Annotated in this window: 12 protein-coding genes; 7 read left to right on the top strand and 5 right to left on the bottom strand. The window is 72.1% G+C overall.

What is annotated here, in order from left to right; translation table 11 throughout:
* Window positions 1-2: 2 nt before the first annotated feature.
* Window positions 3-827 carry a biotin--[acetyl-CoA-carboxylase] ligase gene (locus tag Pta02_RS27465; RefSeq protein WP_203877834.1) on the bottom strand — a complete coding sequence of 275 codons (825 nt, stop codon included), beginning with the start codon at window positions 825-827 and terminating at the stop codon, window positions 3-5.
* Between the two features lie 134 nt (window positions 828-961).
* On the opposite strand from Pta02_RS27465, the gene Pta02_RS27460 reads away from it, so the two are divergent.
* Window positions 962-3,178, top strand: coding sequence for an FdhF/YdeP family oxidoreductase (locus Pta02_RS27460; RefSeq protein WP_203877833.1), 2,217 nt, complete (start codon window positions 962-964; stop codon window positions 3,176-3,178).
* Between the two features lie 59 nt (window positions 3,179-3,237).
* Window positions 3,238-4,074, top strand: a complete 837-nt coding sequence (fdhD, locus tag Pta02_RS27455; protein ID WP_203877857.1) for a formate dehydrogenase accessory sulfurtransferase FdhD — start codon at window positions 3,238-3,240, stop codon at window positions 4,072-4,074.
* A 46-nt stretch (window positions 4,075-4,120) separates the two neighbouring features.
* Here the strand turns inward: fdhD and Pta02_RS27450 are convergent, their stop codons facing one another.
* Complete coding sequence (locus Pta02_RS27450) at window positions 4,121-5,635, bottom strand: glycosyl hydrolase family 18 protein (protein WP_239131265.1); 1,515 nt, start codon at window positions 5,633-5,635, stop codon at window positions 4,121-4,123.
* Between the two features lie 101 nt (window positions 5,636-5,736).
* Between Pta02_RS27450 and Pta02_RS27445 the strand changes: the two genes are divergently transcribed.
* The 3 genes from Pta02_RS27445 to Pta02_RS27435 all read left to right on the top strand — a co-directional run bounded on the left by Pta02_RS27445 (window position 5,737) and on the right by Pta02_RS27435 (window position 8,892).
* Window positions 5,737-5,904, top strand: a complete 168-nt coding sequence (locus Pta02_RS27445; protein ID WP_203877831.1) for a hypothetical protein — start codon at window positions 5,737-5,739, stop codon at window positions 5,902-5,904.
* Between the two features lie 17 nt (window positions 5,905-5,921).
* A complete protein-coding gene (locus tag Pta02_RS27440) occupies window positions 5,922-7,076 on the top strand; it encodes an epoxide hydrolase family protein (protein ID WP_203877830.1) in 1,155 nt (384 codons plus the stop codon).
* A gap of 331 nt (window positions 7,077-7,407) precedes the next feature.
* Window positions 7,408-8,892, top strand: coding sequence for an MFS transporter (locus Pta02_RS27435; protein ID WP_203877829.1), 1,485 nt, complete (start codon window positions 7,408-7,410; stop codon window positions 8,890-8,892).
* A 113-nt stretch (window positions 8,893-9,005) separates the two neighbouring features.
* Here the strand turns inward: Pta02_RS27435 and Pta02_RS42035 are convergent, their stop codons facing one another.
* Both Pta02_RS42035 and Pta02_RS27425 read right to left on the bottom strand, forming a co-directional pair.
* Window positions 9,006-10,160 (bottom strand): sensor histidine kinase, encoded by a 1,155-nt coding sequence (locus tag Pta02_RS42035; RefSeq protein WP_203877828.1) that lies wholly within the window; start codon window positions 10,158-10,160, stop codon window positions 9,006-9,008.
* Complete coding sequence (locus tag Pta02_RS27425; RefSeq protein ID WP_203877827.1) at window positions 10,157-10,813, bottom strand: response regulator transcription factor; 657 nt, start codon at window positions 10,811-10,813, stop codon at window positions 10,157-10,159. Before Pta02_RS27425 ends, Pta02_RS42035 begins: the two co-directional genes overlap by 4 nt.
* A 150-nt stretch (window positions 10,814-10,963) precedes the next feature.
* Here Pta02_RS27425 and Pta02_RS27420 point away from each other — a divergent pair, with 150 nt between their 5' ends.
* On the top strand, window positions 10,964-12,439 hold the full coding sequence (locus tag Pta02_RS27420) for a hypothetical protein (protein ID WP_239131264.1): 1,476 nt from the start codon (window positions 10,964-10,966) through the stop codon (window positions 12,437-12,439).
* A 124-nt stretch (window positions 12,440-12,563) separates the two neighbouring features.
* Here the strand turns inward: Pta02_RS27420 and Pta02_RS27415 are convergent, their stop codons facing one another.
* Window positions 12,564-13,829 carry an MFS transporter gene (locus Pta02_RS27415; RefSeq protein ID WP_203877826.1) on the bottom strand — a complete coding sequence of 422 codons (1,266 nt, stop codon included), beginning with the start codon at window positions 13,827-13,829 and terminating at the stop codon, window positions 12,564-12,566.
* Between the two features lie 65 nt (window positions 13,830-13,894).
* Between Pta02_RS27415 and Pta02_RS42030 the strand changes: the two genes are divergently transcribed.
* Complete coding sequence (locus Pta02_RS42030) at window positions 13,895-14,350, top strand: helix-turn-helix domain-containing protein (RefSeq protein ID WP_203877825.1); 456 nt, start codon at window positions 13,895-13,897, stop codon at window positions 14,348-14,350.
* Window positions 14,351-14,446 lie beyond the last annotated feature (96 nt).

Raw genomic sequence — 14,446 nt, 5'->3', positions numbered from 1 at the left:
CGTCAGGGGACGTCCGGGCGGACGTGCACGACGTCGCCCGCGCTGAGGGTGTGCTCCCGCCCGTCGGCGTCCACGATCAGGTGGCCCGCGGCGTCGACCCCGGTGGCCCACCCGGTGAGCACCCGCTCCCCGGGCAGCTCCACCCGGACCCGCCGTCCCACCGTCGCGCTGGTCGCGAGGTAGGCGGCCCGCAGCCCGCAGGCGTCCGCGTCACCGTGCGCCTGCGACCACTCGCGGTAGTGCGTCTCGATCTCCCGCAGCACCGCCCGCAGCAGCGGGTCGCGGTCGGTGCAGGCGGCCTTCTCCAGGGCCAGCGAGGTTGCGGTCTCCACGGGCAGTTCCTCGGCGCGCAGGCTCACGTTGAGCCCGATCCCGATGATCACCGCGCTGTCCACCCGCTCGGCGAGCACCCCGGCGAGCTTGCGCTCCCCGATCAGCAGGTCGTTGGGCCACTTCAGGCGCACGTCGACCTCCGCCAGCCGGCGCACGGCCGAGGCGGCGGCCAGGCCGGCCAGCAGCGGCAGCCAGCCCTGCTTGGCCGGCGGCGGGTCGGGCCGCAGGAGCACCGAGAACGTCAGGGCCGAGCGCGGCGGGGCCGACCAGCTCCTGCCGAGCCGGCCGCGCCCGGCGAACTGCGACTCCGCCACGATCACGGCGCCCTGGCGGGCGCCGTCGCGCACGGTGTGCGCGAGGTCGGCGTTGGTCGAGCCCGTCCTGTCGACGACGGCGATGTCGGACCACAGGCTTCCTGGACGGACCAGGGCGTGGCTGAGCGCCGCCTGGGAGAGCGGGGGGCGGTCGAGATCGGAGAAGGGGGAGTCCGGCACCCCCCTATCTTCCCCCGCGCGGGGACCGGCCGGGGTACGGACAGGACGATGACCAGCGGATACCGCGATCACAGGTTGCGCCGATCGACGCCCTCCGGCTATCCGCACTCCCCGGGGAGGGCGAAAATGGACACATGAAGAGACGTCTCGACCCGCGCAACTGGGCAGGCTGGAAGCCCTTCGGGATCGGCGAGCGCAAGCCGAACAACTACCTGGAGCTGGTCAAGGCGTTCCGCTCGGTGAAGGGCAACCGCCGCTACGCCTGGCGGATCCTCACCCAGGGGACCTGCGACGGGTGCGCGCTGGGCACCAAGGGCATGCGCGACTGGACCATGGACGAGATCCACCTGTGCAACATCCGGTTGCGGTTGCTCCAGCTGAACACCATGCCCGCGCTGGACGTCTCGGCGCTGCGGGACGTCTCCGGCCTGGAGCGGCGCAAGAGCGCCGAGTTGCGCGACCTCGGGCGGCTGCCGTACCCGATGCTGCGCCGCGCGGGCGAGCCCGGCTTCACCCGGATCGGCTGGGACGAGGCACTGGACCTGGCCGCCCCGCACCTGCGGGAGGGACGGCTCGGGGTCTATCTGACCAGCCGGGGCGTGCCGAACGAGAACTACTTCGCGGCCCAGAAGGCGGTCCGGGCGCTGGGCTCCAACTCCGTGGACAACGCCGCCCGCATCTGTCACTCGCCCTCGACCGTCGCGCTGAAGGAGACGATCGGCGCGGCGGCGACCACCTGCTCCTACACCGACTGGATCGGCTCGGACCTGATCGTGTTCATCGGGTCCAACCCGTCGAACAACCAGCCGGTCGCGATGAAGTACCTCTACCACGCCAAGAAGGCCGGCACGAGGATCGCGATGGTCAACGCCTACCGCGAGCCCGGCATGGACAAGTACTGGGTGCCGTCCAACGCCGAGTCCGCCGTGTTCGGCACGAAGATCACCGATCACTTCTTCGGCGTGAACGTCGGCGGCGACATCGGCTTCCTCAACGGCGTGCTCAAGCACCTCATCGAGAACGACTGGGTGGACGAGGCCTGGGTGCAGGCGCACACCACCGGCTTCGAGGCCGTACGGCAGGCGGTCGCCGAGCAGTCGTGGGAGGCGCTGGAGGCGCTGTCCGGGGCGAGCAGGGAGAGCATGTTCGAGCTGGCCAGGCTACTGGGCGAGGCGCGCTCGGCGGTGCTGGTCTGGTCGATGGGCATCACCCAGCACACCTACGGAGAGGACAACGTCCGCTCGATCGTCAACCTGGCGCTGGCCCGGGGCTTCGTCGGCCGCGACAACTGCGGACTGATGCCGATCCGCGGGCACAGCGGCGTGCAGGGCGGCGCCGAGATGGGCGCCTACGCCACCGGCCTGCCCGGCGGCCTGCCGGTCACCGAGGACAACGCCCGCAGGTTCGGCGAGCTGTGGGGCTTCGAGGTGCCCGCCGCGCCCGGCCTGACCGCGACCGACATGATCGACGCGGCGCACGCGGGCGAGCTGGACGTCCTGGTCTCCAGCGGCGGCAACTTCCTGGAGGTCCTGCCCGACCCGGGCTACTGCCGCGAGGCCCTGTCCCGGCTGAAGCTCCGCGTGCACGTCGACATCGTCCTGTCCTCGCAGATGCTGGTGCCCTGCGAGGGGGACGTGCTGCTGCTGCCCGCCCAGACCCGTTACGAGATGGCCGGCGGCGTCACCGAGACCTCCACCGAGCGGCGGATCATCTTCTCCCCCGAGGTCCCCGGCCCGCGCGTCGGCGAGGCCAGGCCCGAGTGGCGGATCTTCACCGAGCTGGCCGCCCGCGCCCGCCCCGAGCTGGCCGACCGGATCGGCTACACGGGCACCGCCGAGATCCGCGCCGACATCGAGCGGGCCGTGCCGTTCTACGCGGGGATCTCGGGCCTGTCGGAGTTCGGGGACAACGTCCAGTACGGCGGGCGGCACCTGTGCCCGGACGGGCGCTTCCCCACCGCCGACGGGCACGGCCGCTTCTCCCCGGTCGCCCTGCCCGCCCTGGAGCGCCCGGACGGGGCGTTCATGGTCGCCACCCGGCGGGGCAAACAGTTCAACAGCATGGTCCACGAGCGGCGTGACGGCTTCAACGGCGCCACCCGCGAGGCCGTGCTGATGAGCGCGCACGACGCCGACCGGCTCGGCCTGGCCGACGGCGCCCCCGTGGAGCTGCGCTCGGTCACCGGCGGGCGCACCTTCCGCGGCCGGGTCCTGCGCGCCCCGCTGATGCCCGGCAACCTGCAGATCCACTGGCCGGAGGGCAACGTCCTGCTGGACGCGGCCCGCCGGTCCCCTGCCGCGAGGATCCCCGACTACAACGCGCTCGCCACGATCGCGAAGCTCTCCCCGTGACCGCCGGCCCGCTCCCCCGAGACCCCAGGGACGCGCAGGCCCTCAGACGGCCCGGTCCGATCAGCCGCGTCCGGATCCGGGAGGTCACCGGCGGAGCCGTACGCGAGCGCCGCGACGACCTGGCCACCGAGGAACCCCTGGAGATCCGCCTGACCGTCACCGCCCCCGGTGCCCCGCCGTCGCGCCGGACCGTGGCCGTCACCATGCGGACGCCGGGGCACGACTTCGAGCTGGCCGCGGGGTTCCTGTACGGCGAGGGCGTCGCGGCGCCGGGCGACATCGCGTCCGTCTCCTACTGCACCGACGAGGACGTCGCGCCGGAGGCGCGCTACAACACGGTCACCGTACGGCTGCGCGGTGACAGCCTGCCCGATCTGCCCTCCCTCGACCGGCACTTCCTGACCTCCAGCGCCTGCGGGGTCTGCGGCACCGCGAGCCTGGACGCCCTGCGCGACCGCTGCGCCCCCCTGCCGGTCTCCGGCGACCTGAGGGTCTCGCCCGAGGTGCTGTACGGCCTGCCGGACCGGCTCAGGCACGCCCAGGGCGTCTTCGGCCGGACCGGGGGGCTGCACGCGGCCGGGCTGTTCACCCCGGACGGCGGGCTGGTGGCGCTCCGCGAGGACGTGGGACGGCACAACGCGGTGGACAAGCTCACCGGCTGGGCCATGCTGGAGGGGCGTCTCCCGCTGACCGGGCACGTCCTCATGGTCAGCGGCCGGACCAGCTACGAGATCATGCAGAAGGCCCTGACCGCGGGCGTGCCGGTCGTGTGCGCGGTCTCCGCGCCGTCCTCCCTGGCGGTGGACCTGGCCAGGGAGTTCGGCCTGACGCTGGTCGGCTTCCTGCGCGGCGAGCGCTTCAACGTCTACGCCGGAGCGCACCGCATCGAGCCGTGACCCCCCGAGGGCCGTTCCCGGACGTCCGGGAACGGCCCTCAGGTTCCTAGCGGCCCTGCAGGGCCTTGACGTTGTCGCCGAAGGTCCAGTTCTTCGAGCCGTCCCAGTTGATGGACCAGGTCATCAGCCCCTTGAGGTTGCCGTTGAAGGCGTTCCAGCTCTGGGCGACCAGGGAGGGCGACATGTGACCGCCCCCGGCTCCGGGCTGGGCGGGCAGACCGGGGACCTGCTTGTCGTAGGGGACCCTGATCGTGGTGCCCTGGATGACCAGGCCGTTGTTCAGGCAGGTGGTCTGGGCGGTGAAGCCCTGGACGGTGCCCGCGGAGTAGGAGTCGCCGGAGCAGCCGTACATGCTCCCGTTGTAGTACTGCATGTTCAGCCACCACAGGCGGCCGTTGTCGGCGTACTTCTTGATGATCGGCAGGTACGCGCCCCAGATCGAGCCGTAGGTGACGCTGCCGCCGGTCACGTAGGCCGTCTCCGGGGCCATGGTCAGGCCGAAGTCGGACGGCATCTGGGCGAGCACGCCGTCGATGATGCGGATGAGGTTGCTCTGGGAGGGCGAGAGCTGGTTGATGTTCCCGCTGCCGGTGAGGCCGGTCTCGATGTCGATGTCGATGCCGTCGAAGTTGTACTTCTTCAGGATCGGCACGACGGTCGCGACGAAGCGGTCGGCGACGGCGGCGGAGCTGAGGTCGATGCCCGCGGTCGCCCCGCCGATGGACATCAGGATCGTCAGGCCGGCGGCCTTGGCCTGGCACATCTCGGCCGGGGTGGCGACCTTCACGGTGGCGTCCATGCCGTCCTCCCACAGCACGGTGCCGTCGGAGCGGATGACCGGGAACGCGGCGTTGACGACGTTGTAGCCGTGCTGCCGGATGCGCGCGTCGGTGATCGGCGTCCAGCCGAACGGCGGGTGCACGCCGTTGCTCGCGCCGTCCCAGTTCTCCCAGTAGCCCTGGAGCACCTTGCCCGCGGGCCTGGACTTCACCGGGCAGGTGTCGCCCGTCGGCGTGACCGTGGGGGTGACGGTCGGGGTGACCGTGGGGGTCGGGGAGACCGTGGGCGTGATCGTCGGGGTCGGCGTGACCGTGGGCGTGGCGGTGGGCGTCGGGGTGCCCCCGGGCCCGTCGAGACCGATGTCGTCGGCATGGTAGGTGCCCTGGCCGTACCAGCCGTGCAGATAGACCTCGGCGCCGGTCTGGTTCGCCCCGGTGGTGAAGGAGACGGTCAGCTGCGTGTAGGCCGTCGCCGACGGGGTCCAGGTGGAGCCGCCGCCGGTCACGCCGAGGTACACGTAGTTGCCGCGGACCCAGGCGGTCAGGGTGTAGGCGGTGTTCGGCCGGACGGCCACGGTCTGGGAGCAGCGGGCGGTGTCGGAGCCGCTGACCGCGCCGGCCAGCGCCTTCGTGCCGGAGCGGACCGGGGAGCCGGTCACCGATCCGAGCCCGCCCGAGCAGGACCAGGGCGAGAGGGCGCCGCTCTCGAAACCGGGGTTCTGCAGCAGGTTGGCCGCGTGGGCCGATGTCTGTGTGATGAGGATTCCCGCGAACGCCAACAAGAGCGAGACTGTGAGCGTCAGGAGGCGGGAGGTCCGTTTCATGGGGCAGCCCTTCTGTCACCCGGGCATGGGAGATCACCGGGAGTTGACGGGGAGCCGCGATGACGGAAGTCGCGATCCGTAGATTCACCGAATTATCTGGACAAGGCGGCTCAATGTCCATGTCCGGCCGTGCCCGTATCGCCGTCACCTCCGAGATCGCCGACCTCTTTTGTGGAACAAATCATTCCGTTCTGATATTATTGGAACAGATCGATCCGCTCCAGTGATCGCAGAGGAGAAGTCCTTGAGCACCGAGATCCGCCCCTTCCGCGTCGAGATCCCGCAAGCCGACCTCGACGACCTCCGGGATCGACTGACCCGCACCCGCTGGGCCGAGGAGCTGCCGCCCGACCCCGCCGCGGGCGGGGCGCAGACCGGCCCGGTCCCGCCCGGCTGGGAGTACGGCGTCCCGCTGTCCTACGTCAAGCGCCTCGTCGAGCGCTGGCGCGACGAGTACGACTGGCGGGCCTGGGAGGCGAAGATCAACCAGTACCCGCAGTTCATCACCGAGATCGACGGCCAGACCGTGCACTTCCTGCACGTCCGCTCGGCCGAGCCCGACGCCACGCCGCTGATCCTCACCCACGGCTGGCCCAACACGATCGTCGAGTACCTGGACCTGATCGGCCCGCTCACCGACCCCCGGGCCCACGGGGGCGACCCGGCCGACGCCTTCCACGTCGTGATCCCGTCCATCCCCGGCTTCGGCTTCTCCGGTCCGACCCGGGAGCGGGGATGGAACCGCCACCGCGTCGCCCGCGCGTGGGCCGAGCTCATGCACCGCCTGGGTTACGAGCGGTACGGCGCGCACGGCAACGACGCCGGGTCGCTGATCTCCCCCGAGGTCGGGCGCGTCGATCCGGAGCACGTCATCGGCGTGCACGTGACCCAGATCTTCTCCTTCCCCTCGGGGGACCCGGCCGAGTTCGAGGGCCTGTCGCAGAAGGACATGGAGCTGCTGGCGTTCCTGCAGTCCTTCAACGAGGAGATGTCGGCCTACGCGCAGCTCCAGGCGACCAAGCCGCAGAACCTGGCGCACGCCCTGGCCGACTCGCCCGCCGGGCAGCTCGCCTGGGCCGGCCAGCTGCTCGGGGAGGCGGTCGACCCCGACGTGGTCATCACCAACGCCGCGATCTACTGGCTGACCAACACCTCCGCCTCGTCGGCCCGCTTCTACTACGAGGACCACCACGCCCGGCACCCGGCCGAGCCCACCACCGTCCCCATCGGCCTGGCCGCCTTCGCCTACGACTTCACACCGCTCCGGCGCTTCGCCGAGCGCGACCACGCCGCCATCGTCTCCTGGAACGAGTTCGACCGCGGCAGCCACTGGTCGGCCCACGACGCCCCCGACCTCCTGGTCGGCGACCTCCGCCAGTTCTTCCACAAGCTCGGCTGACCCCCGCCGGGCCGACTCCCACCAGGGCCCGATCCCCCTTCGCCGCACCGGCGCCTTCTCCAGGCCCCGGTGCGGCGAAGCCGTTCCGACCCGACGCCGGCCTTGACGGGTGAGCCCTATGGCCGAGGGTGGGTACGGCGGTGCGCGGCCCGCCACGCACGCATCCCCACGGGCCGGCGGCACCCGGCATGCCCGCCGTGCCCCCTGCCGACTCGGCGCCGGACAAATCTTGGCCACCCTTATGGAATGAAGCATTCCGTTCTGATAGTATCGGAATAGATGGTTCCGATCCGATAGACGGGTCACCGCTCTCCCAGAAGGGCCCGAGACCATGACCGCCCAGACTCTTCCCGCCCCGGCCGCCGCTCCGACCACCGTCCCGGCCGAGCCGGTCGCCGTACGGCACCCGCGCCGGTGGCTGGGACTGTTCGCCGTACTCGCCGCGGACCTGCTCAACCTGCTCGACTCGACCGTGGCCAACGTCGCCGCCCCGGTCATCCGCGCCGACCTGGGCGGATCCCTCGCCGCCCTGCAGTGGGTCGCGGCCGGGTACACGCTGGCCATGGCCGTGGGCCTGCTCACCGGCGGACGGCTCGGGGACATGTACGGCCGCAAGCGGATGATGATGATCGGAGTCACGGGCTTCCTCGTCACCTCCGCCTTCTGCGCCCTGGCGATGTCGCCGGAGACGCTGATCGGCGCCCGGATCCTGCAGGGCGCGTTCGCGGCGGTCATGGTGCCGCAGTCCTTCGGCCTCATCCGCGACCTGTTCGGCGGCGAGGTCGGCCGGGCGTTCGCCGCCCTGGGGCCGGTCATCGGGCTGGCCACGATCCTCGGGCCGGTGGTCGCCGGTCTGCTCATCGAGGCCGACGTGCTCGGCACCGGATGGCGCATGATCTTCCTGATCAACCTGCCGCTCGGCGCGTTCGCCCTGTTCGTCGGCTGGAAGGTGCTGCCGGAGGCCGAGCCGGTGGCCCGCGGGCAGCGTCTCGACCTGGTGGGCGCGCTGCTGGCCGCGGCCGGGATGTCGCTGCTGGTCTATCCGCTGGTCCAGGGGCACGAGATGGGCTGGCCCGCCTGGTCGCTCATTCTGCTCGCCGCCTCGGTCCCGGTCTTCGCCGCCTTCGTCTGGCACCAGCTGCGCCGCGCCCGCTCCGGCCGTACCCCGCTGGTCGAGCTGGGCGTGCTCGCCAAGCGCTCCTACACCTCCGGCGTGGCGTTCGCGGTGATCTTCTTCGGCGCGATCACCGGGTTCTCCCTGGCCGTCGGCCTGTTCCTCCAGCTCGGCCTGGGCTACACGCCGCTGGACGCCAGCCTGACGATGATCTCCTGGGCAGCCGGCGCCTTCATCGGCTCCATCTTCGGCGGCACCATGATGAACAGGCTCGGCCGGCGCATCCTGCACATCGGCCTGGCCGTGATGACCGCCGCGCTCGTCGGCCTCTACCTGGTCTTCTCCACCGCCGGGAGCGACCTGGGCGGGTGGGACCTGGCCGCCCCGATGGTCGCCTTCGGGATCGGCATGGGCATGATCTTCGTCCCGCTGTTCGACATCATCCTGGCCGACCTCGACGAGCGTGAGATCGGCTCGGCCTCCGGCCTGGTGTCGTCGTTCGAGCAGCTCGGCGCCTCGCTCGGCGTCGCCGTCCTCGGAACCGTCTTCTTCAGCACCATCGGTCACCGCCCGCACATCCACGGCTTCCTGGACGCCGCCGGACTGGTCACGCTGCTGACCGTCGGGCTCACCGGGGCGACCTTCGTCCTGGCCTTCATGCTCCCCAAGCGGGCCCGCCAGGACGGATCCGCCGCGCACTGATCCACCTCCGGACGCTCCGGACGCCGTACGGCCCGCGCCCCCGTGGTGCGGGCCGTACGGCGTTCGCACGCCCGGCGCCGGGCCCGGCCGTCCGGCATCCGGACTGTCCGGGGTCAGACGTCGGCCCGGGGCAGTTCCACCGCGATGCTGAGACCGCCCTCCTCCCGGGGGCTGGCGCTCACCGTGCCGCCGTGCGCCTCGGCGACGACCCGGACGATCGACAGCCCCAGCCCGCTGCCGCGCTCGGAACGCAGCCGGTCGCCGTGGAGCCGCCGGAACGGCTCGAAGATCGAGTCGATCTCGTAGGCCGGGACGGGCAGCCCGGTGTTGGCCACCACCAGCTCCACCCGGTCGGCCCGGGACCGGGTGGACACCCATGCCTGGCCTCCGGCGTGGTTGTGCCGGATCGCGTTCTCCACGAGGTTCTGCGCGAGCCGCTCGATCAGCACCGGCTCCCCCGCGGTCGGCGCGGGGTCCAGCAGCCGGTGGATGGTCACCTCCCGCTCCCGCGCCTCCTGCGCGGCCAGGTCGAGCACGTGCTCGACCACGTCGGTCAGGTCGAAGGGCCGCCGGTCCAGTACGGCCTGCTCGCCCTCGGTCAGTGCCAGCAGGCCGTCGATCAGCCGCTCGTGCCGGGTGTTGACCACCAGCAGGGCCTCTCCGAGCCGTCTGACGTCCTCGGTCGCGTCGGGCCGCCGTACGGCCACGTCCACCAGGGTGCGGTTGATGGTGAGCGGGGTGCGCAGCTCGTGGGAGGCGTTGGCGATGAAGCGCCGCTGGCCGTCGTAGGAGCGGGCGAGGCGGGCCAGGATGGTGTCGAGGACGTCGGCGAGCTCCCTGAGCTCGTCGTCCGGGCCGTCGCGGCCGATGCGCCCGGACAGATCATGGCTCTCGGCGACCCGCCGCGCGCTCGCGGTCATCGCCTGGACGGGCTCGAGCGTCCATCCGGCCACCCGCCAACCGGCCGCCGTCGCGACCCCGGCGCCCGCGAGAACCGCGAGAGCGCCCACGGTGAGCACATTCTTGATCGTGTCGGCCTGATAGATCCGCCGGACCTGCGCGACCCGTTGCTGGGCCACGCGGTACTCCTGGCTCCAGGGCGGGTAGTAACTTCCCGAGACCCGGATCCACTCGGGCTCCCGCAGCCCGTCGCGGGGTTCCAGGCTCTGCCGGACGATGCCGGAGACGGCGACGAGCACGAGGAAGCCGGCGACGAGGAACGCCCCGCCGCAGGCCAGGGCGGTGCGGAGACGGATGTTGCGGGTCACGGGATCCGGTACCCCACTCCCGTGACGGTCTCGATGACCGGCGGATCACCGATCTTGCGGCGCAGCTTCATCATCGTCGTCCGCACCGTGTTGGTGAACGGGTCGATGTGCTCGTCCCACACCTTCTCCAGCAGCGTCTCGGCGGAGACCACCGCCCCGTCGGCGCGCAGCAGCTCGGCCAGCACGCCGAACTCCTTGCGGGACAGCGGCACGTACCGCCCGTCGCGGAAGACCTGCCGGTGCGCCCGGTCCAGGCGGATGCCCGCCCGCTCCAGCATCGGCGGGTCGGCCGGGCGCGTGCGGCGGCCCAGAGCGTGGACGCGCGCCACCAGTTCCTCGAAGGCGAACGGCTTGGACAGGTAGTCGTCGGCGCCGAGCGACAGGCCCTCCACCCGTGAGCGCACGTCGCTCGCGGCGGTGAGCATCAGGACGCGCACGAGGGCGCCGTCGGCCACCACGGCCCTGCACACCTCGTCCCCGTGCACGCCCGGCAGGTCCCGATCCAGGACGAGCACGTCGTACTCGTGGACGTGGAGCCGTTCCAGCGCCGCCTCCCCGTCGTAGGCGACGTCGACGGCGAGCGCCTCCCCGCGCAGCCCCTCCGCGATGGAGTCGGCGAGCATCCGCTCGTCCTCGGCGACCAGAACTCGCAAAGCGCCTCCATGATCTTCGAGTCCGCCAGCATGCCAGGAACCGCATAACGCGGACATAACCGGATTCGGTGACAGCGAGGTTATCGATCGATCGCTGGACTGCGTCCCACCGTGCCGGAAACCGTCCGGCCCCGGACCGGGGGACCGTCCATGCCCACCTCATCCGGCGACATCGAGACCGGACCCGCCGCACCCGCCGACCGCGCGCCGCATGACGAACGCCAGGCCGTACGACACGACGGGCGCCGGGCCGTACGGCACGCCCTGATCCGGGCCCTGCGCACGGCCCACACGCCGTTCGCCGTCGTGCTCGCCCTGGCCGCGGCGCTGCGCGGCCTGGTCATGCTCGGCTACGACACCGCCCAGCTCTACTGGTACGACTCCTTCACCTACCTGGACACGGCCGTCCACCTCAAGCCCGCCGGCGCGTTCCACCCGGCCGGGTACTCCGCGTTCCTCCGGCTGCTGTGGCCCTTCCACAGCGTGGAACTCGTCGCGGGCGTGCAGCACGTCATGGGGCTCGGCATGGGCCTGATGATCTATCTGGTGCTGCGCCGCAACGCGCTGCCCGCCTGGGGGGCGACGTCGGCGACCCTGCCCGTCCTGTTCGATCCGGCGTTCGCCAGGCTCGAGCACGCCGTCCTCTCCGACACCCAGGTCACCTTCCTGATCGTGGCCGCCCTGACGGTCCTGCTGTGGCGGGCCAGGCTGTCGGTGCGGGGAGCCGCCGCGGCGGGCCTGCTGCTGGCGCTGGCCGGGCTCACCCGCACGGCCGCGGTCCCGCTGCTCGGCCTGGTCCTGCTCCATCTGGTGCTGCGGCGGGCCGGGTGGCGCCCGGTGGTCGCGCTGGCCCTGGCCGGGCTGCTGCCGCTGGCCGCCTACGCGGGCTGGTACCGGCACCACCACGACCGGTTCGCGCTCAGCGGCTCGGACGGCGTGGCGCTGTGGGCGCGCACGATGACGTTCGCCGACTGCTCGGTGATCAAGCCTCCGGCCGAGGAGGCCAGGCTCTGCCCGAACGGCACGGTCGTGGACGCCGCCTCGGAGTACGTGTGGGCCCCGGGAGCGTCACTGAACCGGCTGCCCGGAGACCGGTTCTCGCACAACGAACTGGCCCGCTCCTTCGCCCTGCGGGCCATCGCCGCGCAGCCGCTGGACTACGTCCGCGAGATCGCCCGGGACGCCTCGCTCGCCTTCGCCCCGACCCCGGTCCGCCATCCCCTTCGGGTGTCCCCGGCCCTGTCGTTCCCCCAGGGGTCCTGGGACCTGCCCGCGTTCCCGCTGATCGACAAGGTGCGCACGGAGTACGACCCCGGCATCCGGGGACTGTCCTCCGTCGAGCCGTACGGGAGCCTGCTGGCCGCCTACCGCTATCCCGGCGTCCTGCACGGCCCGCTGTTCGGCGCACTCCTCCTCCTGGGCGGCCTCGGCGCGATCGGGCGCCGCCGTACGGCCCTGCTGCCCTGGGCCGCGGGCGTGTTCCTGTTCCTGGGCCCGATCGCGGCGCTGGACTTCGACCACCGCTACGTCCTGCCGGCCGTCCCCGCGGCCTGCATCGCCGCCGCCCTCGGCACCACCGCCCTCTGGCGCACACTGCGCGCCCGCCGCCCGACCCGCGTTCCATGACCCGGCGGCGAACCCGTACAGCCACGCTCCGGCTGCTCGTCACCGCTATCGGCAGCGCAGACCGGGAAACCCGTGGAGCGTCCTGCCGCTCGCGTCGATCTCAACAGTCGACATCCCCGTATTCTCACGTTGAGCCGTCTGATCTCGCAGGCCTTCGTACGGACTCCGTCATCTTGCGATCACCGTGGGCAACCGTGCTCGAAGGGCGGGAGAGGGAGCCCGGTACCAGGCAGAAGGTCAGGACCGCGGCTGCGAGCGTGGTGGCGCAGGCGGCGTTCAGGGCGACGGGCGGGCCGGCCAGTTCGCTCAGGGCGGGGCCGGCGAACGCGCCGAGCACCGTCGCGGCGGCCTCGACGGTGAGGAAGGCCGCGCTGACACGGCCGAGAAGCGCCGCCGGGCTGGTTCGCTGCACCCAGGTCTGCACGGCGACCAGCACCGTCACACCGGGGATGCCGAGCAGGAACGCCGCGATCAGCGCCACGGGCATCGACCGGGCGTTGAACATCACGCAGAACGCGCCGGCGACCAGGATCTGTCCGCAGCCGATCGCCGTCCGGGCGGAGAACCGCTCGACGATCCTCCGGCTGATCGGCGCGCCCAGCAGGAAACCGGCGCTCAGGGCCGACAGCAGCCAGCCGACGTTCGTGCCGCCGCCGAGATAGGTCACCCCGAACGGCACCAGCATCGCGGTGAGCGCCGCGTTCGCCGCCAGGTAGACGCCGCCGGCGGCCAGCAGGGCGCGGGCGACGGGAGAGCGCCGCAGATGGCTCAGCCCGTCGCGCAGTTCGGCGGGGACGCGCCGGCAAGGGCCCCGGTCGCGGGAGTACGGCCGGGTGAACGCGATCGCCGTCGCCGAGGCCAGATAGCCCGCGGCCGAGGCGGTGACGACGGCGCCGATCCCGAAGGCGGCGAACAGCGCGGCGCCGAGCGGGGCCGCCACCAGGCCGACGGTGCCGGAGGTGACGGCGTTGAGCGCGTTCGCGCCGGTCAGCGCGGGGCCCGTGCCGACGACGGCGGGGGTGTGGGCCTGCGCCGCCGGGCGGAACAGCGTCGCCGCCGCACCTTCCGCGAGCACCGCCGGATAGACGAGCCAGACGGTTTCGGGGGTCCGGGCGAACAGCAGCAGGCAGACCACCGGCACGCGGACGAGGTCGGTGCCGGCCATCAGGCGCCGGCGGTCCCATCGGTCGGCCACCACCCCGGCGAACGGCCCCAGCACCAGGACCGGCAGGTATTCGACGGCCAAGGTGAGCCCGGTCGCCAGCGCCGAGCCGGTCACCGCGTACATGTGGGCGGGGACCGCGACGACCAGGAGACCGGCGGCGAGGGTGGCGTTGAGCCGTGCCACCCACAGCAACCGGAAGTCCCGCATCCGCAGCACCCGGAGCACGTTTCCCCCTCGTTATATTCTGTGAGGAGAGAAACACGATCAAATTATTCTGTCAAGATAAGACCATGGATCACGTCGAACTGGGCCGGCGCCTGCGTGCCCGGCGCGCCGCCCTCGGCCGGACCGTCGCCTCGATCGCCGCCGACGCAGGGCTGTCGGTGCCGTATGTGGCCAACCTGGAGAACGGCCGGGGCAACCCCACCCTGTCCGCCCTCGACCGGCTGGCCACCGCGCTCGGCACCCGTCTGGCCCTCACCCTCTCCAGCCCGGACGACGGCCCCGGCGACGGCGGGCCGGTCCCGCCGCCCGCGCTCCTCGCCTTCGCCCGCACCCGCCACTTCCGCCGCGAGGCGGGCAACCTGGCCACGCTCCTCGGGCAGGAACGACACGACGTGCAGACCCGGCTGCTCAGTGCTCTTGCCGCCGTCGCCCACACCCTCCACCGTCACGAGATGCCCGAACGCGACTGGCAACGGCTCCTGGACGCCCTGGTGCTCGTCCTCGCCCATCCCGCCGGATGACCGTCGACGGCAACGGGACAGGTCCCGAACGCGCGGCGCCGTACGGCCCCCGGGTGAGGGGACCGTACGGCGCGGGCGTGCGGTCGGCCGGTGTCA

It is taken from the genome of Paraplanobispora takensis (assembly GCF_016863195.1).
GTDB classification, from domain to species: Bacteria; Actinomycetota; Actinomycetes; order Streptosporangiales; family Streptosporangiaceae; genus Planobispora; species Planobispora takensis.
The sequence above is the reverse complement of the archived record's forward strand: the minus strand, read 5'-3'. Positions and strand labels throughout refer to the sequence as shown.